15 protein-coding genes and 1 CRISPR repeat array are annotated in these 20,173 nt (G+C 48.1%); of the genes, 9 read left to right on the top strand and 6 right to left on the bottom strand.

Annotation, left to right across the window (positions count from 1 at the left end):
• Positions 1–4: 4 nt before the first annotated feature.
• From HFE64_00210 to HFE64_00190, 5 genes are all read right to left on the bottom strand, one after another.
• Entirely contained in the window at positions 5–2,155 is a 2,151-nt protein-coding gene (locus HFE64_00210; GenBank protein ID MCI8631898.1) for a UvrD-helicase domain-containing protein, read from the bottom strand.
• 24 nt (positions 2,156–2,179) lie between these two features.
• The gene (locus tag HFE64_00205; protein MCI8631897.1) at positions 2,180–3,532 is read right to left on the bottom strand and encodes an ATP-binding protein; all 1,353 of its coding nucleotides are present in this window, start codon (positions 3,530–3,532) and stop codon (positions 2,180–2,182) included.
• Between the two features lie 153 nt (positions 3,533–3,685).
• Positions 3,686–5,083, bottom strand: coding sequence for an FAD-binding oxidoreductase (locus tag HFE64_00200; protein ID MCI8631896.1), 1,398 nt, complete (start codon positions 5,081–5,083; stop codon positions 3,686–3,688).
• A complete protein-coding gene (locus HFE64_00195; GenBank protein ID MCI8631895.1) occupies positions 5,070–6,272 on the bottom strand; it encodes an electron transfer flavoprotein subunit alpha in 1,203 nt (400 codons plus the stop codon). The genes HFE64_00200 and HFE64_00195 overlap by 14 nt, the downstream gene beginning before the upstream one ends.
• 12 nt (positions 6,273–6,284) lie before the next feature.
• The gene (locus tag HFE64_00190) at positions 6,285–7,073 is read right to left on the bottom strand and encodes an electron transfer flavoprotein subunit beta/FixA family protein (GenBank protein ID MCI8631894.1); all 789 of its coding nucleotides are present in this window, start codon (positions 7,071–7,073) and stop codon (positions 6,285–6,287) included.
• Positions 7,074–7,533: 460 nt separating this feature from the next.
• Here HFE64_00190 and cas3 point away from each other — a divergent pair, with 460 nt between their 5' ends.
• From cas3 to cas2, 7 genes are read left to right on the top strand one after another with little or no spacing between them, the layout of a single operon-like run.
• Complete coding sequence (gene cas3 / locus HFE64_00185; protein MCI8631893.1) at positions 7,534–9,732, top strand: CRISPR-associated helicase Cas3'; 2,199 nt, start codon at positions 7,534–7,536, stop codon at positions 9,730–9,732.
• A 34-nt stretch (positions 9,733–9,766) separates the two neighbouring features.
• On the top strand, positions 9,767–10,498 hold the full coding sequence (gene cas5c / locus HFE64_00180) for a type I-C CRISPR-associated protein Cas5 (protein ID MCI8631892.1): 732 nt from the start codon (positions 9,767–9,769) through the stop codon (positions 10,496–10,498).
• A complete protein-coding gene (gene cas8c / locus HFE64_00175; GenBank protein ID MCI8631891.1) occupies positions 10,492–12,315 on the top strand; it encodes a type I-C CRISPR-associated protein Cas8c/Csd1 in 1,824 nt (607 codons plus the stop codon). The genes cas5c and cas8c overlap by 7 nt, the downstream gene beginning before the upstream one ends.
• 1 nt (position 12,316) lies before the next feature.
• Positions 12,317–13,165, top strand: a complete 849-nt coding sequence (gene cas7c, locus HFE64_00170; GenBank protein ID MCI8631890.1) for a type I-C CRISPR-associated protein Cas7/Csd2 — start codon at positions 12,317–12,319, stop codon at positions 13,163–13,165.
• Positions 13,165–13,803 (top strand): CRISPR-associated protein Cas4, encoded by a 639-nt coding sequence (gene cas4 / locus HFE64_00165; protein ID MCI8631889.1) that lies wholly within the window; start codon positions 13,165–13,167, stop codon positions 13,801–13,803. Before cas7c ends, cas4 begins: the two co-directional genes overlap by 1 nt.
• A complete protein-coding gene (cas1c, locus tag HFE64_00160; protein ID MCI8631888.1) occupies positions 13,800–14,822 on the top strand; it encodes a type I-C CRISPR-associated endonuclease Cas1 in 1,023 nt (340 codons plus the stop codon). The genes cas4 and cas1c overlap by 4 nt, the downstream gene beginning before the upstream one ends.
• A gap of 24 nt (positions 14,823–14,846) precedes the next feature.
• Positions 14,847–15,137, top strand: a complete 291-nt coding sequence (gene cas2 / locus HFE64_00155) for a CRISPR-associated endonuclease Cas2 (GenBank protein ID MCI8631887.1) — start codon at positions 14,847–14,849, stop codon at positions 15,135–15,137.
• A 144-nt stretch (positions 15,138–15,281) separates the two neighbouring features.
• A CRISPR array of direct repeats spans positions 15,282–16,232; the repeat unit is 33 nt; unit sequence GTCACACCTCGCAAGAGGTGTGTGAGTAGAAAT.
• Between the two features lie 142 nt (positions 16,233–16,374).
• Here cas2 and HFE64_00150 read toward each other — a convergent pair.
• Positions 16,375–16,887 carry a GNAT family N-acetyltransferase gene (locus HFE64_00150; protein MCI8631886.1) on the bottom strand — a complete coding sequence of 171 codons (513 nt, stop codon included), beginning with the start codon at positions 16,885–16,887 and terminating at the stop codon, positions 16,375–16,377.
• Positions 16,888–17,191: 304 nt separating this feature from the next.
• On the opposite strand from HFE64_00150, the gene HFE64_00145 reads away from it, so the two are divergent.
• Positions 17,192–19,078, top strand: coding sequence for a DNA mismatch repair protein MutS (locus HFE64_00145; protein MCI8631885.1), 1,887 nt, complete (start codon positions 17,192–17,194; stop codon positions 19,076–19,078).
• A gap of 74 nt (positions 19,079–19,152) precedes the next feature.
• Positions 19,153–20,172: a Gfo/Idh/MocA family oxidoreductase gene (locus HFE64_00140; GenBank protein ID MCI8631884.1), complete on the top strand. Its 1,020-nt coding sequence runs from the start codon at positions 19,153–19,155 to the stop codon at positions 20,170–20,172.
• Position 20,173: the final 1 nt, after the last annotated feature.

Below are 20,173 nucleotides of genomic sequence, written 5' to 3'. Positions count from 1 at the left end.
AAACTTATAGCTTTGTCAGCTTCACCCGAAAAGCAATGCTGCGCGGCGTCGCGACCGCATCAAACTGAATGATATAAGCGCCGGCAGTAAGATCCGCCTCCAGTACGGTGCCGGCTCCGAAAACCGCATGGCGTATGCGGTCGCCGGGATTAAAAGCATTCTGCACATTAGGCTCTAGAAAGCGGCTGTTCATGCGGATATACTGCCGCGTTTCGGCAATCAGGCCGTCCCGCGGGGGCGACGTATAGCATAAAAGCGAATCGTCGATATCCAGCAAAAAGCGCGAAGGATAGCGGGGGGAGCCGTCCAGGTTGCGGCCTTGGGCCGAAGAAAGGTAGAGCGACTGCTCTGCCCGCGTGATGGCAACGAAGGCGAGGCGGCGCTCCTCTTCCATGGCCTCGCGCGTGTTGATTTTGCGGGAGGGACAGATGCCCTCATTCATAGCGCAGAGAAATACGATCGGAAATTCAAGGCCCTTGGCAGCGTGAATGGTCATCAGCTTGACTTTATCGCCCGTGTCGGCCGCGTCGCTGTTCGTGAAAAGGGCAATGTGCGACAGATAGTGCTCCAGCGTGCTCTCCTCGCCACAGGAGGTTTCATATTCATAGATGGCCTGCTTGAGCTCGGCCAGATTGTCGAGGCGCACCTGACTGCCCTCTGTGCGCAGCATAGCCTCGTAGCCGCTTTTATCGAGCACGTCGGAAAGCAGCTCCGAAATGGGGCGGGACGCATAGGCAGTGCCAAAGGTCTCGACCAGCTGAAGCAGCTGCTCAGCCTGCGTGCCCTTAAAAATGGCATGATCGAGTGTGCGCGAAAGCGCCTCATAGAGAGAGCAGTGATTCTGCTCCGCATAATCCTCCAAAAACTGCATGCGGCGCTTGCCGAGGTTGCGCTTGGGCACATTCGCTACGCGGCGGAAGGATAGGTCATCATGGTAGGCGATAAGGCGCAGATAGGAAAGCGCATCCTTGATCTCCATGCGGTCAAAAAACTGAACGCCGCTATAGATGGTATAAGGAATCTTGCTCTGCAGCAGACCTTCCTCCACGGCGCGCGTCACATAATGCGCGCGGTACAGGATGGTGATATCGCGAAAAGCCGTGCCGCGCTCATGCAGCTGCAGAATCTGCGCGGCAATCCATGCAGCCTCCTGCTGCGCGGTATCGGCAAAATGGCAGATCACGGCAGAGCCGGAAGAAAGGGTGGGCAGCAGCTCTTTGGCAATGCGGTCACGATTTGTCTGAATCAGTGAGTTGGCGGCGGCGATGATCTCCGGTGTGGAACGATAGTTCTGCATCATCATAATGGTCTGCACGTTCGGAAAGGCTTCATCGAAATGAAGAAGATAGCGTACATTAGCGCCGCGCCAGGTATAGATGGTCTGGTCGGGATCGCCGACAATAAAAAGATTTTTATGATAGGCGCAGAGAATGCTCATGAGCCGGTACTGCAGCGAATCGATATCCTGAAACTCATCGATCATGATATACTGCAGGCGTTTCTGCCATTTGAGCTTGATCTCGGCGTTTTGTTCAAAGATATAGAGTGAAAAGTTGATCAGGTCATTATAATCCAGGCCAAAGCATTTTTTCTCCTGATAGAGATAGCCGTAGAAGATGATGTCCTCTGGCTTTTGCGCGTCCAGATATTTTTGGTGCAGCGTATCGAGGGGGAGCGCGATCATATCCAGATAATAGTCAGGATTTTTGCTTAGCTTGCGGATTTCGATCATATCCCGGGCCTTGGCGAAGGTCATTTCACGCAGCGTGAGACTGCGTTCCTCGTAGATGAGTTTTAGCATGGAGTCGATATCAGAGTTATCGAGTACCAAAAAGCTTTTTGGGTACTGGACGGCGTGGCTGTCCTCCTGCAGAATGGAGACGCAAAATCCATGGAAGGTGTTGATGTAGCCGGTATCATTGTCGCCGGTCAGATTGTGGATGCGCTGACGCATTTCGGCGGCCGATTTATTGGTAAAGGTGACGCACAGGATGTTGCCGGGCATGATGCCGAGCTCGTTTACGAGGTAGGCAAAACGATGCGAAAGTGCGCGCGTTTTACCGGAACCAGCGCCGGCAATGACGCGGACAAAGCCTTCGGTCGTGGTCACGGCTTCCCGCTGTGCGGGATTAAGGTTTTGCAGTAAATCTTCCATGGAGCCTCCTTTGCAGAGTTGTGGTTAAAGTAGGGGTGTCATATACAAGGGAAGAAAAGTGATGCCCTTTTCTTCTTTTAGATCGTTCATATGCAGCACATAAGGAATATGGAGCTGCTCGGCATATTTGAGGTTGAATTTTTGCAGAGAGGATAGTGTATAATTTTTGCTTGATTTTACTTCGATGGGCGAAATATTATGGCGATTGCTGATTTTGTTTTTGGCGATTAGAAAATCGATTTCCATACGGCTTTTGGCATCGGTGCGCGAGGCATTTGCATAGAAATACAGCTTATGCCCGCTGGCAGTGAGCATCTGCGCTACAATATTTTCTACGATCATGCCCTTATTGACTTCGAGCTTGTCAAATAAAAGCTTTTTATAGATTTCTTCGCTTACGATGCCGTTTTCATCAAAGGCGTGACTGATGAGCAGGCCAGTGTCTGCCATATAGCATTTGAGGGTCATTCGGTCCATGTTGAGCTTTAGGCCGATGCTAGGCGCTGTAGAATTGTAACAGATATTGGCGATCATGGCATCGGAAAGCCAAAATAATGCGTCTTCATAATCGCGAAAGCGCGCTTCTTTTTTTAGGGAAGAAAGTCTGAATTTTTTGTCATGCTTTTGCAGCTGTGAGGGGATATCATCAAAGATCTGTGCAACCTTCATTTCGTAGCCCTCTGCATGCTTTACAATGTCAGCGCGGTACAGCTCTAAGATATCGCGTTTTACCCGGTCAACCCGGTCAAAGTCGTGTGTCTGCGTATAGGCAGCGACGGCCTGCGGCATGCCGCCGACAATTAAATATTGGCGGAAGTAATCCATTGCCTTTCTGTGAAGAGCTTGCCCCAAGGGCTTTTTTTGCTGAAAACAAATTCTGATGAAGTCCATGAGGGTATCGTTTTCCAGTGCCCAAAGAAATTCTTCAAAGTCCAGAGGATACATTTTGAGATGGCGCTCTTCGGAAGGGATAACAATATCTTTAACATTTTTTTTAATGGTCATTAAGGAACCTGTTTCAAGATAGTCGTAGCGTCCGTCTGCTACGAGATATTTAATGGCGGCCCGGGCTCTGGGAAAAAGCTGAACCTCATCAAAGATAATGAGAGTTTCGCGTTCGTATAATTTGATATTGTAGAAACTGGCAAGATATAAAAAGAAAGTGTCCAGATCATGCAGATAGTTGATAAATAAATCCATGATTTCTTTGGGAGCGCGGTTAAAATCAATCAGAACATAGCTTTTATACTCTGACTTGGCAAATAGCTCTGCAATATAGCTTTTGCCTACGCGCCGCGCGCCGTCAATGAGCACGGCTGTACGCCCGCATTCTCCATGCTTCCAATTTAAGAGCATGTCATAGATTTTTCTTTTCATAAGCCTGAACGCCTTTCTTTACACGAAATCAAGATTTTTGTTATATTAGTATAACACGAAATCAAGATTTTTACAACTTCATTCATACACGAAATCAAGAAAATCCCCTCACTGATTACCTTCTTAAAGAAGAGCTGGCGAGGGGAAGTTTAATTATACGATTTTATCAGGATTTAAAATGCCCTTTGGATCAAAGGCGGCTTTGATGCCCCTCATCAGCTCCATCTGCACAGGGCCAAGATGCTCATGCAGATAGGGCTTTTTAGCGTACCCGATGCCGTGCTCGCCGGAGACCTGCCCGCCGAATTCAGCGGACTTGGCGTACATTTTTTCAAAGGCAGCAGCCAGCTTTTGCTGCCATGCAGCTTCTTCCAGTCCGTCCCGGCAGATATAGATATGCAGGTTGCCGTCGCCGGCATGGCCAAAGCTGGGAATGCGGATGGAAAGCTCCTTTGCCAGCGCATGGGTGTAGGTAATGAAGTCGGCAATGCGGTTGCGCGGCACGACCACGTCGCATTCATCCATTTCGTCAGTGGAGGCTTTGATGGCCTCCAGAAAAGCGCCGCGGGCATCCCATACGGACTTTTTACGCTCATCCGTATCGATGAAATAAGCGTCGATCGCGCCGTTTTCGATGCAGATATCGGCAGCGCGGCTATAGTTTTGTTCAATTTCGGAGAGAGAATTGCCGTCGAAGGTCAGCAGCAGATACGCGTCGTAGGCCGTATCGGGGAATTTTTTACCCAGATAGCTTTCGGCGAACAAAATGGTATCGTGTGACATGTATTCAATGGCGGTGGGATTGGTGCCGGAGCGTGCGATCAGAGGCACGGCAGCAAGAGCCGCCTGCATGGTTTCAAACGGCACCAGAAGGCTGATCGTTTTGGCGGGCAGCGGCAGGAGCTTCAGCACGGCCTCGGTGATGATGCCCAGGGTGCCCTCAGAGCCGATCATCAGATTCAGCAGGCTGTAGCCGGAGCTATTTTTTACGACTTTGCCGCCCAGCTGCAGCACCTCGCCGTTTGCCAGCACAACGGTGAGTGCGCGTACATAATCACGCGTTACGCCATAGCGCACGGCGCGCATGCCGCCGGCGTTGGTCGAAATGTTGCCGCCGATGGTGGCGGATTTCTCGCCGGGATCCGGCGGATAAAAAAGCTGATTGGCTTCTACATATTCGGCAAGCTCCATCAGCAGCACACCGGGCTGTACGGTCACCGTGAGGTTCTCTGGATCAAGCTCCAAAATCTGGTTCATCTTGGAGGTGCACAGCAAAATACCCCCTTTTACCGCGACAGCGGCTCCCACAAGGCCCGTGCCTGAGCCGCGCGCCGTGACGGGAATGCTATGCGCATGCGCATACTGCATGACGCGTGAAACCTCCTCCGTGGAGGCGGCAAAAATCAGAAGCTCGGGCGCATGCTCGGTGCCGCTCAGCTCGTCATGAAAATAGTCGTCTACAATATCACCCCGGCAGAAAAGCCGGTCGGAGGGAATGAAGGACTGAAAATAAGCGATGTCCGCATCTTGTACTGGATTATACATGAGCATCTTCCTCCTCGATTCGTTTAATTAGGTCATTGAGCACTTCATACAGATCGCCGACCACGCAGTAATGCGCCACATCGAAAATGGGCGCGGCCGGATCGCTGTTTACGGCGATGATGCAGTCGGAGCTCTTCATGCCGGCGGCAAATTGCACCGCGCCGGAGATGCCCAGCGCAATGATGAGCTTTGGCTTAACGGTTTTGCCGCTCAGGCCGATCTGGTGTGAAGCGTCCATCCAGCCGCTCTCCACTAGCGGGCGCGTGCAGGCCAGCTGTGCGCCGATGAGGGCGGCAAAACGCTGCGCCAGCGCAAGATCATCCTTACTGCGCAGGCCGCGGCCGACAGCCACGATCACATCCGCCTCCGAAATATCAGTGCCGACGGGACGCTTTTCCGTGCTCAGCACCTGCACGCGCGCATCGAGCCATGCAGGATCCACAGGCATAGACACCAGCTCGCCGGCAGGGTTTTCTACCGGCTGCGGAGCAGCAAATACCTTGTAGCGCACCGTGCAAAACTGCGGCCGCGTGCGAGGGGTTACGATCTGCGCCATAATGTTGCCGCCGAATGCTGGACGAATCTGCACGAGATCGGTATTTTCTTTCATTTCCAGCACGGTGCAGTCGGCAGTGAGGCCGGTGCGGAAGCGGCAGGCAATGCGCGGGGCAAGGCTGCGCCCGATGTTGGTAGCGCCTACGAGTACGGAAGAGGGCTTTATCTGATGGATGAAATCCTCAAATGCATTGGCATAGGTGGTAATAGAAAAGTCCTTAAAAATAGGAGAGTCGTATAAGAAAACCTTGGACACGCCGCTTTGCAGCAGCTGATCCGAAAAGCCGGTATCGCCGTTGCAGATCAGCACGGCATAGATGGGATGGCCGGTGACCTGTGCAAGCTCCTGCGCCTTGCCGATGAGCTCAAAGGTAACGGGATGGATGCTGCCCTCGCTGCAATCGGCAAATACGGCAATGCCGTTCCATGCAGATTTGTCGACGCTTGCAGGCGCCGCATCCTCTATGTATTCGATCGCGCCGGCCGGACCCTTGCGCACGCACATTTTGCACATCTTGCAGGCAGCATTAATCTGCAGCTTATCATTTTCATAGGAGATAGCCGAAAACGGACAGAGCTTCACAAGCTGCCCGGCCGCGGCCGCATCGATCTTTTCATGATGAATTCTCAGTTCAGCCATGGGAATCCCTCCTTATATAAACTTCCGCGTTTTCAGCAGAGAAAACAGCTGTGCAGAGGCATCGCTGCCCTCCATGAAAACGCGCTCTGTATTTTTTTCGGGTGGGAAAATCCGCTCCACCTGCGTAGGCGATCCGGTCAGACCGTAATGCGAAGCGTCGGTATCGGTAAAGTCATTGAGACACAGGGTGGTGATCAGATCGTCATGCCCGGCCGCTGCACATTTGCGCTTGTAAGAAGGAAGCCTTGGCGTGTTGATTTCGCCGTCGGTGCAGAGCAGACAGGGCAAGGCGATCTCTGCTTCGAGCACCGTAGCGCCCAGCTCGCAGGAGCAGACCATGCGTCCATTTGCCGCATAGGCGGCCCGGTGTACGTTGGCATAATGCGGTAGCTGCAGAAACTCCGCCATCTCGGCACCCACCTGCGCCGTGTCGCCGTCGGTGGTCTGCTTGCCGCAGAGAATCAGATCGTAGCCGCCGAGGGCGGAAATTGCCGATGAAATCGTGTAGGACGTGGCTAACACGTCGGCGCCGGCAAAGCGCCTGTCGCTGATGAGATAGCCGTGGTCGGCGCCCATGTAGATGGCCTCCATGAGCACGGCCTTGGCGGCGTCTGGCCCCATGGTGACGACCGTCACGCTGCCGCCGTGATTTTCTTTGAGCGTGAGGGCCATTTCCAGCGCATAGAGGTCATAGGGATTCATCTTGCTTTCGACGCCGTCGCGGATCAGGACGCCGGTCACAGGATCTACCTTGACATTGGAGCTGCTGGGGACCTGTTTGATGCAAACAATGATATTCATAGGGTTCCTCTCTTTCGAAATTTGCTATCTCTACTGTAGCATATTCGGAGGCGGTTTGCAATGAAATCATGCGCAGCTTGAGTGAGGAGGGGCGTGCGTCATATTTACATGTGTGCATCATGTTTGGCGTAAATCTTGAAAATAGCTGAAAATTTTACGTCGCGGATGGGGAACGGGAGGCTTGTGGTGGAAAGATTTCCACCAGGAGATGATTCCGCGTTTTGGATGGCTGATAACTTTCAGCTACAGGGGAGGTTTTCCGCCATAGGCGGCTGAAAAAATTCAGCTAAATTGAAAAAAAATAAAAAAGGTGGTGCAAGGGAAATTAAGGTTATATAAAGTTTGAATATAGAATAGAGGACTTTGATGGAATGAATTGTCAATATAAACAAAATGTGTTGATGAAAAGAAAAATATATGGTAATATAGTCTAAATAAAGCAGGGGAAAGGGGGGAGAATGTGGAATATATTGCGCATATTAATGAGAAGACGAAGGAAGAACAAAGCGTCTATGAACATAGCATCAATACAGCTCATTTAGCAGAAAAATTTTCGATAGATTCTTTGAAGGAGTTAAATTACGCAGCAGGGCTGCTTCACGACCTGGGAAAACTTCAGATGGGCTTTCAGCGGAGAATAAGAGGGGAGGAAAACATTAGGATCGAGCATGCACTATGCGGCGCAATTGAAGCGAAGCAATTATACCAAAATGCGCCGGTGGTTTCATGCATCCTGCAGTACTGTATTATGGGCCATCATAGTGGGCTGCCGGATGGTGGAGCGATCAATGATACAGCGGACATGCCTACTTTAGCGGGACGGCTTAAAAGAAAGTATCAAGAGTATGAAGTGTATAAAGCAGAGATAACCCCGCCGGCCATAGATGGTCGGCAGCTTGCCAGCTTTTTGATACAGGGGTGTAAAGAGGATAAAAGGATGCTGGCAGAGAAGTTTGCTTTTATTACACGGTATTGTTTTTCATGCTTAACGGATGCGGATTCTCTTGATACAGCAGATTTTTGTTCGGATGAGCCACATCGGGAGTTAGTATCCGATTTTTCCCGGTGCCTAGAAAAGATAGACGCAAAATTCAATTCTTTTCGCTGTGAAACGCCTCTGCAGCGCTCTCGATCGGCGATACAAAGACAGGTGTATGATAAGCTGGAGTGTGAATCCGAGATTTTTCTTATGAATATGCCCACTGGCAGCGGCAAGACGCTGTGCAGTATGAAATATGCGCTTAGCAGAGCGCTTCGATATGGCAGGAAGAGAATTATATATGTGATTCCTTATAATAGCATTATTGATCAGACGGCTGAGCTATTGGAAGAGCTGTTTGGCGACTCTGCAGAGATCCTGAGGCATCAATCTTCGTTTTCATATGATGAGTATGATGCGGAGGAGGATTATAAAAGGCTGCTGAAGGCAGCAGAGGAAAACTGGAATGCACAAATTATCATAACAACGTTTGTTCAGTTTTTTGAGTCTGTTTATGCCAATAAGAGGGGGAAGCTGCGCAAGCTTCATAATATGGCGAATAGCGTGATCATCTTTGATGAGGCGCATCTTATGCCGATACATTTTTTAAAGCCCTGCTTACAGGCGGTAGCACATATTACATCTATATTGAATAGTGAGGCGATATTTTTAACGGCTACCATGCCTGACTTCAAAAGGCTTTTAGCCTCCTATGGTTTTGACCTCCAAAGAGTAACGGACTTGGTAGAGGATACAGCGTTATTTGAGAATTTTAAAAAGTGTTCCTATCAAGACATCGGCAGTCTGAGCGAGGAGATGCTGGCACAAAAGGCTTTGGAGGACGCTAGTACATTAGTTGTAGTCAATACGAAACTGACCGCCAGAAAACTATATTCATTATGTAAAAAATCGGGACAAAGGGTATATCATTTGTCCACCTATATGTCGGCATATGACAGAAAGAGAACAATACAAAAAATAAAGGAGGAGCTAAGCAGTTTACAGCAGGAATACCCTGAGCTGGAAGGGGTGCCAAGCGAAAGGAAAATTACCGTGATTTCTACATCGCTGATAGAAGCAGGCGTCGATCTTGACTTTTTTAGTGTCTATAGAGAATTGGCGGGACTGGATAATGTACTGCAGGCAGGAGGGCGATGTAATCGTGAAGGTAAGCTGGAAAATGCGAAGGTGTATGTATTTACGCTCGAAGAAAGGGCTGACAGGGTTTTGAAGGATGAACGGGCCAATTTGCTCAAAGGTCTATTGAAAGAATATGATGACATTTCAGATGCAGAATGCATTCGTGAGTACTATAATAGGCTGTTTTTTTCTAGTTCTGAAAACACCAATGGACCTATGATATCGGATGATAGTACTGATATATGGTCGCTTAAATTTGCAGCATATGCAAGAAAATTTGAACTGATTGACAGTGATGCAGTTTCTATTGTGGTGGAGCGAGATGACCTGAGCAAAAGACTGGTAGATGCGATAAAAAGACAGCAATATGTCAACCATCGGCAGCTTCAAAAATACACGTTTAGCATCAATGAAAGAGAATTTGCAGATTTGAAAGAGCAGGGCGTGATCAACAGCTTTGGCAGTAACATATGGTGTCTTATGAATCGGGATTATTATGAAGAGGATACAGGAGTCCAATTTGAGGCAAGGGATTATTAAGGTTAGAATCTGTTTTACAAGAAAGGATGTCACAATGAGTTATGGATTTAAGGTAATGGTAGAAGGGGATTATGCGTGCTTTACTAGACCGGAAATGAAGGCTGAGCGTGTAAGCTATGATGTGCCCCCACCGGGAGCACTGGAAGGGCTGCTAAAGGGGGTGTACTGGAAGCCCGCCATACGGTATGTGATTGATAAGATCATTGTATTTAATCCAATCGATTTTATAAGTGTCAGGCGTAATGAAGTAGAGAATAAAATATCGCTGCAGAAAATGAAGAGCCAGATGAGGCGAAAAGGCGGAGATCCCGTTATCTATACTTCCGAGGAGCGTAGTCAGAGATCTGCTATGATATTAAAAAATGTTAAATATGGCATAGAATTTCATTTTGAACTCACCAACTTAAAAAATGAGCAGGAATCAGGCGAGGGAGAAAAGAAGAATTACAATATCATAAAACGGCGCCTTGAAAGAGGGCAGTGCTTTAGAATGCCCTGTCTTGGCTGCAGCGAGTTTCCGATAAAAAGGATTCAATTGGTCGATGACTTTAATTTGCAGGAAATAGATAGCCGTATTATCCAGATGGGGGATGTTGATCTGGGCTTTATGAGCTATAAGGTTTGTTTTGAGGATCAGGGAATCCCTAAAAATGGCGATTGGTCAAATCCAAGGTTCTCCGATAAGGCAACGACAGCCTATTACAGACCGCATATGATAAACGGAGTGATTGAGGTAGAGAAATATAAAGAGGTGATGAAGTGCTGATCAAGGCTTTGTGTGATTATTATGACATCATGGCTGCTGAAAATAAAATCCTACCGGATGGCTATTCAAATCTGCCGGTCCATTTTTGTATCTGTCTGACTCTGGACGGGAAAATAGAGGATATCGTTAGCTGGCAAACAGAAGAGGCGGAGATTGACAAAAAAGGGGTTCCACGGAAAAGGCTGCGTCCTAAAAATGAGCTTCTTCCGCTGAGAGAGCAAGCAACAACTATACGCGCGAACATCGTAGAACATAGGCCCTTATATATCTTTGGCTTAAATTTTGAGAAGGATCAGCTGACAGCAGAGGACCCAAAAGACAAAGCCAAGAAGTCTCACGAAGACTTTGTTACGCGCAATATTGCTTTTCTGGAAGGCCTGGATTCGCCGGTCATCAATGCCTATAGGGCGTTTATTCTAAACTGGGTACCTGCTGATGAAGAGGAAAATCCTAAGCTGGTAGGCCTAGGAAAGCAGTATGCAAATTCTTCGTTTGTGTTTAGTGTAAGCGGCAGAACAGATCAGCTTTTGCACAATGATCCATTGTTGAAGGAAAAATGGAATCGTGAAAGAGCAGAGCAAAAAAGCGCTGAGGTAGCAGGCTTTAGGGCCCAGTGCGCCATTACAGGTCAGTACCATGAGCCGATTGCACGGATCCATCATAAAATTAAAGGAATTAGCGGGGGCTTATCGACGGGGACTGTTATGGTAGGCTATAATTTCCCGGCGGTTTGTTCTTATATGAACGAGCAGTCCTATAACAGTAATATTTCTGAAACGGCAATGGAGAAGTATACAACAGCGCTTAATATGCTGCTTAGCGATAAGCGCCATAAGGAAACCATGGATGATATGACGGTTCTGTACTGGGCAAACGGTGGGGAAAATGCTCAGAAGTGCACAGATCTAATGTCCTATCTGTGTTTTGGTAATTCAGATGAGATGGATCAGGAAAAGACAGATGAAATGCTGGATAGTATCATGAAAAGCGCAAAAGAAGGGAGCGTGCTGGAGGAACGATTTAATGTAAGTGATACCTTGTTTGAAAATGTAGATTTTTATATTGTTGGCATAAAACCAAATACATCGCGCGCAGCGCTCAAATTTATTTATCGTAAAAGGTTTGGGGAAATGCTACAAAACATTGCTACGCATCAGAGGGATCTGCAGATGGGCACAGAGGTGAGAGCACTGCCTATGTGGAGAATTAAAAAGGAACTGGTTACGCCCAATAGCACAAATGCGAAGATTCATCAGTCTCTGATCGAAGAACTATTCAAATCGATTATATGCGGTGCAGATTATCCGGAGTATTTACTTTCAACAATGATAAGGAGGGTGAAAACAGACCGAAGTATTAATGATATCAGAGCAGGGGTGATCAAAGCTTGTATCAACAGAAGAGCCAGAATACAAAATAAAAAGGAGGAACTGACAGTGTCACTGGACAAAGCGAATACCAATCAGGCATATCTTTGCGGACGGCTTTTTGCTGTTCTGGAGAAGTTGCAGGAGGATGTCTCAGGGGGAAGTCTTAATAGTGCGATCAAGGATGCCTTTTTTGCATCGGCATCAGTAAAGCCAATGCTGGTATTTCCCAAGCTATTAAGGTTAGCGCAATATCATTTAAAAAAGTTAGGGGAGTCCAAAAGAATCTATTATAAAAAATTGATGCAAGAGATTATCGATTGCATCGATGACGAGTTTCCCGGTATATTGATGCTTGCAGAGCAAGGGAAATTTATGGTCGGATATTATCAGCAGTACAATGAATTTTATAAACCAAAGCAGAATAATGAAAAAGTGGAGGAGCTTTAAGATGGCAATTCAGAACAGATATGAGTTTGTAATGTTTTTTGATGTTGAGAACGGAAACCCTAACGGAGATCCCGATGCAGGCAATACTCCCCGGATTGATGCGGAAACAGGCCTTGGATACATAACGGATGTTTGTATCAAACGTAAAATCAGAAATTATGTAGAGCTGATGAAGGAAGGGGAAGCGGGATATAATATTTTAATAAAGGCAGACCGTCCCTTAAATGCAAAGTTTACAGAAGCCTATGATGCCCAAAACATAGAGCATAAAAGTAAAGACCCGGATGATGAGAAGAAAGCGCGCGATTTTATGTGCAAAAACTATTTTGATGTTAGAGCCTTTGGCGCGGTTATGTCTACAGGTGATAATCCATGTGGAATTGTAAGAGGACCGGTGCAGATTAACTTTGCCAAAAGTATATCTCCGATCAATATTCAGGAAATTGCGATTACAAGACAAGCGAAAACCACGGAAGATCGTATGAATAAGGGTAAGACAGAAATGGCCCGAAAGAGCTTTGTGCCGTATGCCCTTTATCGTGCGGAAGGATATATTTCGGCGAATCTTGCCAATAAAGTAACGGATTTAAGCGAAGAGGATGTTGAGCTGTTATGGGAAGCGATTATCAACATGTTTGAAAATGATCACAGCGCAGCAAGAGGAAAGATGTGTATGCGAAAATTATTTGTATTTAAGCATGAGCATATCTTGGGTAACTGCCCGTCACATATATTATTTGATAAAATATCGGTCAAAGAGCTTTCCAATATTCCTCGTAGCTTTAATGATTATGAGATTGCTGTGGATCAGGAAATGCCATCGGGTGTAGAGCTGATAGAAAAGCTATGATAGAGGCAAATGACATATCCATACGTTCAATACAGCATTATTTATACTGCGCTCATCGATGGGGCTTAACAGAAATAGAGCAGGCATGGGCAGAAAATATGTTTGTTACAAAAGCTAATATTATGCATGAGAGAGTGCATGATGAAAAGGCTGCCTATTCCTCGGTGAGGGGGAAATGCTATACCTCTGTGTCGATATATAACGATGAGGAGGCATATGGACTGTATGGAAAGACAGATTGCCTAGAGGTAGGGGGAGACGGAAAGTTTGTAATCGTCGAATATAAGCCTACTAAGCCTAAGAATCAGGAATACAATTTTGATGATTCGATGCAGGTGTTTGCACAAAAAATATGCGTTGATTACGTATTTGATTGTGATTGTGAGGGAGCTTTATATTATGGAGATGTTAAAAAACGATATAGGCTCCCTCTTAGGGAAAATTATGCTGAATATGATATGAAGCTGAGGGAAGTCATAAAGCAGATGAGAAGCTACATTAAAAGTGGAACGGTTCCACCGATACCAGAGGGGCAGCGCTGCAGTGGATGTTCATTTGCAGATATTTGTATGCCGAAGGCGAGGTCTTTGATCAATGTTAGAAAAGAGATTGAGAGGGTGATGAGGAAGGAACCATGAGAAGACTATTAAATACGCTTTATATCACAAATGAAAATGCATATCTGTGTTTAGATGGCGAAAATCTCGTCTGCAAAATGGAAGAGGAGGACAAATTTAGAATTCCCTTTGATAATATTGAGAACATTGTATGCTTTAGCTATATCGGCTGTTCACCGGCGGTGATGGGAAAATGTGTGAGCCAATGCATTTCGATCAATTTTATTTCTCCTAGCGGCAAATTTTTAGCGAAGGTATGCGGGGAAACAAAGGGAAATGTCTTTTTGAGGATAGCACAGATTGATGTCTTTAGAGCAAAGGGGATATTGCTTGCCCAAAATACGATTGCTGCTAAATTGAGCAATTGCATACAGACAATTAAGAGATCGCAGCACGATAGGCCGAATCTACGTTCAGATAGTGATATCAATCAAACAATTGATACTTTGAAAGAGGGAATTCTTAAAATCTACGAGGCGGAATCTGCCGAAGAGATTATGGGGATCGAAGGAAACTGTGCAAGAAGTTATTTTTCCATTTTTAATAGTCTTATGACAAATGCATCGTTTTCGTTTGAATATAGAAGTAAGAGGCCGCCGTTCGATCCTGTAAATGCGATGCTATCTTTTGTCTATACGTTATATACCTCCGAATATGCTTCTGCACTTGAAACAGTGGGGCTTGATAGCTATATTGGCTTTTTGCATTCTGCCAGAAGCGGCAGAGTATCTCTGGCGTGTGATTTGATTGAAGAGACGAGGAGCCTTGTTGAAAGGTTTGTTTTAACATTGATCAATCTGAAGATCGTCAATGAAAAGGATTTTGATACGCAAATATCAGGAGCGGTTTGGTTAAGCGATGAGGGTAGAAAGAAGGTATTGAAGGAATGGCAGGAGAAAAAGCGAACAGCTGTGACGCATCCATTTTTAAAGCAGAAAATACCATTTGGGTTAATTCCCTATGTACAAAGTAATCTGCTGGCAAAATATATCCGGGGGGATTTGGAGGAATATCCCTGCTTTTTGATAAAATCATTGTGATGAAGGAAGGAGGGATTTTGCCGCATGATGGTACTGATTAGCTACGATGTTTCCACATCTGATGATGGAGGACGATGGCGCTTGAGAAAGATCGCAAAGGAGTGTCAAAATCATGCGCAGAGGGTACAGAACTCTGTATTTGAAGCAGATCTGGATTATTCTCAGTTTTTGAAATTGAAAGATAGACTGCTTAAAATAATCGATAGAGAAAAGGATAGTCTGCGATTTTATTATTTGGGAAATAAATGGGAAAAGAGGGTAGAACATATCGGAATCAAACAAACTTATAATCCTGAAGGGGTTATTATCATTTAGGCGAACCTATGGTAGTGTGAAATCCCTAGGAGGTTCACCCGAAAATTGACGTAATATCGTAGAAAAATTTAAGAAAACGATACCTTAAGTAAGAGTCGACCTCATGATATAGAAGTGAGAGTTGCAAAACTACAATATTTTGCGGTCACACCTCGCAAGAGGTGTGTGAGTAGAAATTACCCTCAACGACAACCGTCTCTTCGGTAAGATCGTCACACCTCGCAAGAGGTGTGTGAGTAGAAATTGCAGAATCTGTCATTTCCGTGTACGCATCATGTCACACCTCGCAAGAGGTGTGTGAGTAGAAATTAATGATGGAGTGTTTAAGCCGCTGGCCAGTGATGTCACACCTCGCAAGAGGTGTGTGAGTAGAAATTTCCCACACGCACTACATACCGACCCATTCCATGTCACACCTCGCAAGAGGTGTGTGAGTAGAAATAACGATGCTTTTTCGGATATATCAAAGGGAGCTGTCACACCTCGCAAGAGGTGTGTGAGTAGAAATTTAGTATGGGGTCCATTGTGGAGGCGCTGTCCGTCACACCTCGCAAGGGGTGTGTGAGTAGAAATCTTTTTGCGATTGATCCATAGCCTTCACCAGAAGTCACACCTCGCAAGAGGTGTGTGAGTAGAAATCAAAGGTCGCCGATGATAACGGTGTGTATTATGGTCACACCTCGCAAGAGGTGTGTGAGTAGAAATTATTGGCAACCCCATCAAAATCACTTGCGATGATGTCACACCTCGCAAGAGGTGTGTGAGTAGAAATCTTCCTTCATTGTCTGCAGCAGCCGGTTGATTGCGTCACACCTCGCAAGAGGTGTGTGAGTAGAAATTTTGCAGATACCGAAATGCTACCAGATGCCGAATGTCACACCTCGCAAGAGGTGTGTGAGTAGGAATCGGTCATGGCGGTTTCAAGTCCGTTCATGGTATCGTCACACCTCGCATGAGGTGCGTGAGTAGAAATTATATGGCGGACTATGGATACGCAAAACCATTGCGGAGGTGTGTGAGTAGAAATGGCGTGGAAACGAATATCACCAACTGGCAGCGCAGGTCACACCTCGCAAGAGGTGTGTGAGTGGAAATATGCCTGGCATTTATACCGTAACTGAGCGGAACATTACTCCTCATACGAGTATAGTAAACAAAAGGAGGACGATAACATCCTCCCATCCCCCTCCAGCACCATAAAAACAGGGGACTCTGCACTTGCAGAATCCCCTCATCCTCATGTCTCAAAAAAGAAAATATCACTGGGCGTACCATCCGGATAAAGCGCCTTTTGGTAGCCCCGCTCAAGCCTAAAATTTCCGCCCGTATACTCGGCAATCACCCGGTCCCAGAAATAAACACTGGGCAGATTATGCGGATGGCGGCGCAGCTGCCAGCGCCCGTGAAAGCGATCAAAAATCTCCTTCACCGCCCAGCGGCCCACGCCAGCGCGCCGGTATTTATACAGAATAAAAAACTCAGAGAGAGAATAATCCGTAGGCTCATCCGCCTCCGGAAAATCATTCACCATCACAAAGCCGGCCAGCTTACCGTCTGCCTTAATAAAAAAGGCCCAGCGATTCTTTTCAGTCCAGTAGTAATCCAAATAAGGGTAATCATATAAGCCAAGCGCATTCACATCACACAGCTCATACTGCGAAAACTCATACATATATTTCTCCAGCAGGTTACGCAGAATCTCCTTCTGCTCCGCCTGCACAGGCACAAGCTCCAGCTGCGGCATATTCATAGCCTCCTTCAGCATATTTTTATTCAGTATAGCAGAGAATAAGCATCCATGCAAAGGAGCGCAAACGTCTATAACCATTCTCACCCTTGACGAACCGCATACAAAAACCTATACTAAAGCCAATCATAAGACGAAAGGGAGGCTGTTTATGTCGGATAGTACTGTATTGGTAAAATAAGAACTTCTACCTTTACAGCCGGCGTACGCCGCCCATTTGGGTCTTTTTTGCGTGGGATTTTCCGCCCGCAGTGTAAAGGTAGCACTGCGGGCTTTTTTATGTACAGCAAACAACCAGGAGGCAATCATGAATACAGAAATCATATTAGAATTTGACAAAATCAAAAACCAGCTCAGCGATTACGCCATGTCCGAGGGCGCAAGGGCGCGTCTTTTAAGTCTCAGCCCCGCACTGGCAGAAGGACTATGCTACAGCCAGATGGAAGAAACCACCCGTGCCAGACAGACGCTCGATGCCTGCGGTACACCGCCTCTCACGGCAATGCCGGAAATTGACAAAATCCTCGCTCTCAGCGAAGCTGGCAGTGTACTCACGCCAGCACAGCTCTTAGGCATAAGCGGTTTCATCACCGCTTGTCAGCGGATGGAGGGATATTTAAAGCGCTCCGAGGATCCGGTCATGCATTCCTATGGGGCAGCGCTGCAGGGGGTGCCGCAGCTGCAAAATGACATATTAGAAGCCATTCAGGGGGATCGGGTACAGGACAGAGCCAGCACGCAGCTTTTTGATATACGCCGCAGCATAGAACGGCTTGAAGAAAAAGTGCAGCAAAAGTTGGGCTCCCTGCTGCGCACGCAGAAGTCCATATTTTCCGATGCGTATCCTGTTAAGCGAAACGGACGCTATACGCTGCCCGTTAAGCGTGAAATGAAAGGACGCATGCCTGGAACGGTGGTCGATTACTCTGCTAGCGGCAGCACCTGCTTCATTGAGCCAGCAGCAGTGACGGAGCTGACACAGCAGATTCTGACGCTGCTGCTGGAAGAAGAAAATGAGGTGCTGCGGATTCTGTATACGCTGACCGATGCCGTAGCACAGGAGGCGGAGCTGATCCGCGCCAATCAGCAGGTGATGGAAGAGCTTGACTTCATCTTTGCGAAAGGCAGGCTTAGTCAGGCTCTTGGCGCCTGCGCGCCGCAGATGGGCATGGAGCGGCGCATAGAGATTCGGCAGGGCAGGCATCCGCTCATTCCAAAGGAGAAATGCGTGCCGCTGGAGCTCAGCATGGGGACGGACCGTCAGGGGGTGACGATTACGGGACCCAATACGGGCGGTAAAACGGTGGCGCTCAAAACAGTGGGCTTGCTGTCAATGATGGCACAGTGCGGGCTGCATGTGCCGGCAGCAGAGGGGACATATCTGTGCATGCATAGTCAGTATCTGTGCGATATTGGGGACGGACAAAGCATTTCGGAGAATCTGTCCACGTTTTCGGCGCACATGACAAATGTGAAGGAGATTTTGGAAAAGGTCAATGAGCAGAGTCTGGTGCTGCTGGATGAGCTGGGTTCAGGGACGGACCCAGCAGAGGGGATGGGGCTGGCGATTGCGGTTTTGGAGGAGCTGCGCCGCAGGGGCTGTCTGTTTTTGGTGACGACGCATTACCCGGAGGTGAAGAGCTTTGCCGAGCAGACGCCGGGCGTGGTGAATGCGCGCATGGCGTTTGACCGGGAGTCGCTGCAGCCGCTGTACCGGCTGGAAATGGGCAAGGCGGGCGAGAGCTGCGCACTTCATATCGCGAAAAGATTAGGCTTTGGAGAGGAGATCCTGCGCCGTGCGCGCGAGGTGGCGTACGAGGGCAAGCTGACAGCCGCAGAGGAGCCCGATAGAATGCGGCCGCGAAGCCGCGGACCAAAGCTGCAGCGGCAGGCGGCAGATCGGCGCCATCAGGCCGAGTTTAAAATGGGAGACAGCGTGATGGTGTACCCGCAGAAGGAGGTCGGCATTGTGTACCGGCCTGAGGATGAGGAGGGGACGCTGATCGTACAGGTCAAGGGGCATAAGAGGCCGGTTTCCTATAAACGGGTTAAGCTGCTGGCGCCGGCTTCGGAGCTCTATCCGCCAGATTATGATTTTTCGATTATCTTTGACTCCGTAGAGACCAGAAAAGCGCGCCACCAGATGAGCAAGCATCACGTGGAGGGCCTGGTGATTGAGCAAAAGGAAGAATAAGGGTTAAGAAAAGGTTGGAAAATCGGGCGGTAAGTGATATGATAGGAAAAAAGCAGAAGGAGATCGGATTCAAGATGAAAAAACTACGATTTGGTGTGATTGGCGCCGGAGGAATCGCGCGCACGCGGACGATTCCGGGGATTGTGCTGGCGCAAAATGCGGAGCTTACCGCCATCATGGACGTAAATGAGAAGCTGCTGGCTGAGATGACGCAGCAGTATGGCGTAAAGGGCTATGTAAGCGCTGATGCGTTGCTGGCCGATGAGCAGATCGATGCGGTGTACATCGCGTCGCCCGTATTCGCCCATCTGGAGCAGGTGAAGGCAGCGGCGGCAGCCGGCAAGCATATTTTGGTGGAGAAGCCGGCGGGGCGCACGGCAGAAGAATGCGCGCAGATGCTCGCGGCCTGCGAAGCAGCCGGCGTGCAGATCGGCGTGGGCTTTATGATGCGCTTTCATACTTACCACCGGCAGCTGCGCGAGCTGATTGCGCAGGGCGTGCTTGGCCAGATCGTTTCTGCGCGTGCGCAGCAGATCTTCTGGTATCCGGATCTGCCCAATTGCTGGCGGCAGCAAAAGGCGCTATCCGGCGGCGGCGCGCTGATGGACGTAGGGATCCACAACATCGATGTCATCGAATATATTGTAAACAGTCCCGTAAAGCGTATCACCGGATTTACCGAGACACGGACCTTCAGCTACGACGTGGATGACGTGTGCAATCTTTTGATTCAGCTCGAAAACGGCACGGTAGCCTATATCGACGGTGCATTCAATATGCATGCCGCCCCGGGCGGTAACCTGCTCGAGGTTTACGGGACCAAGGGGACGGTGCTCATACAGGGCAGCATCGGTCAGGCAGAGGCAGGCGATCCAAAGGCGTTTTATATCGATGAGCAGGGTAAGCGGCAGGTACTGCCGCTGCAGGATGACTTTGGAAATTTATATCAAAAGGAGATCGAAAGCTTCGCGGAGGCTGTTCTGACAGGCGGGGCAGTGCCGGTGCCGCTTACGGAAGGGATGCATATCCAGCAGGTAGCGGAGGCTGCCTATCAGGCGCAGGCAGAGGGCCGCGTTGTGGAATTGAAAAAGTAAA

Source organism: Lachnospiraceae bacterium (genome assembly GCA_022794035.1).
Taxonomy (GTDB): domain Bacteria; phylum Bacillota; class Clostridia; order Lachnospirales; family Bianqueaceae; genus CALWPV01.
The sequence above is the reverse complement of the archived record's forward strand: the minus strand, read 5'-3'. Positions and strand labels throughout refer to the sequence as shown.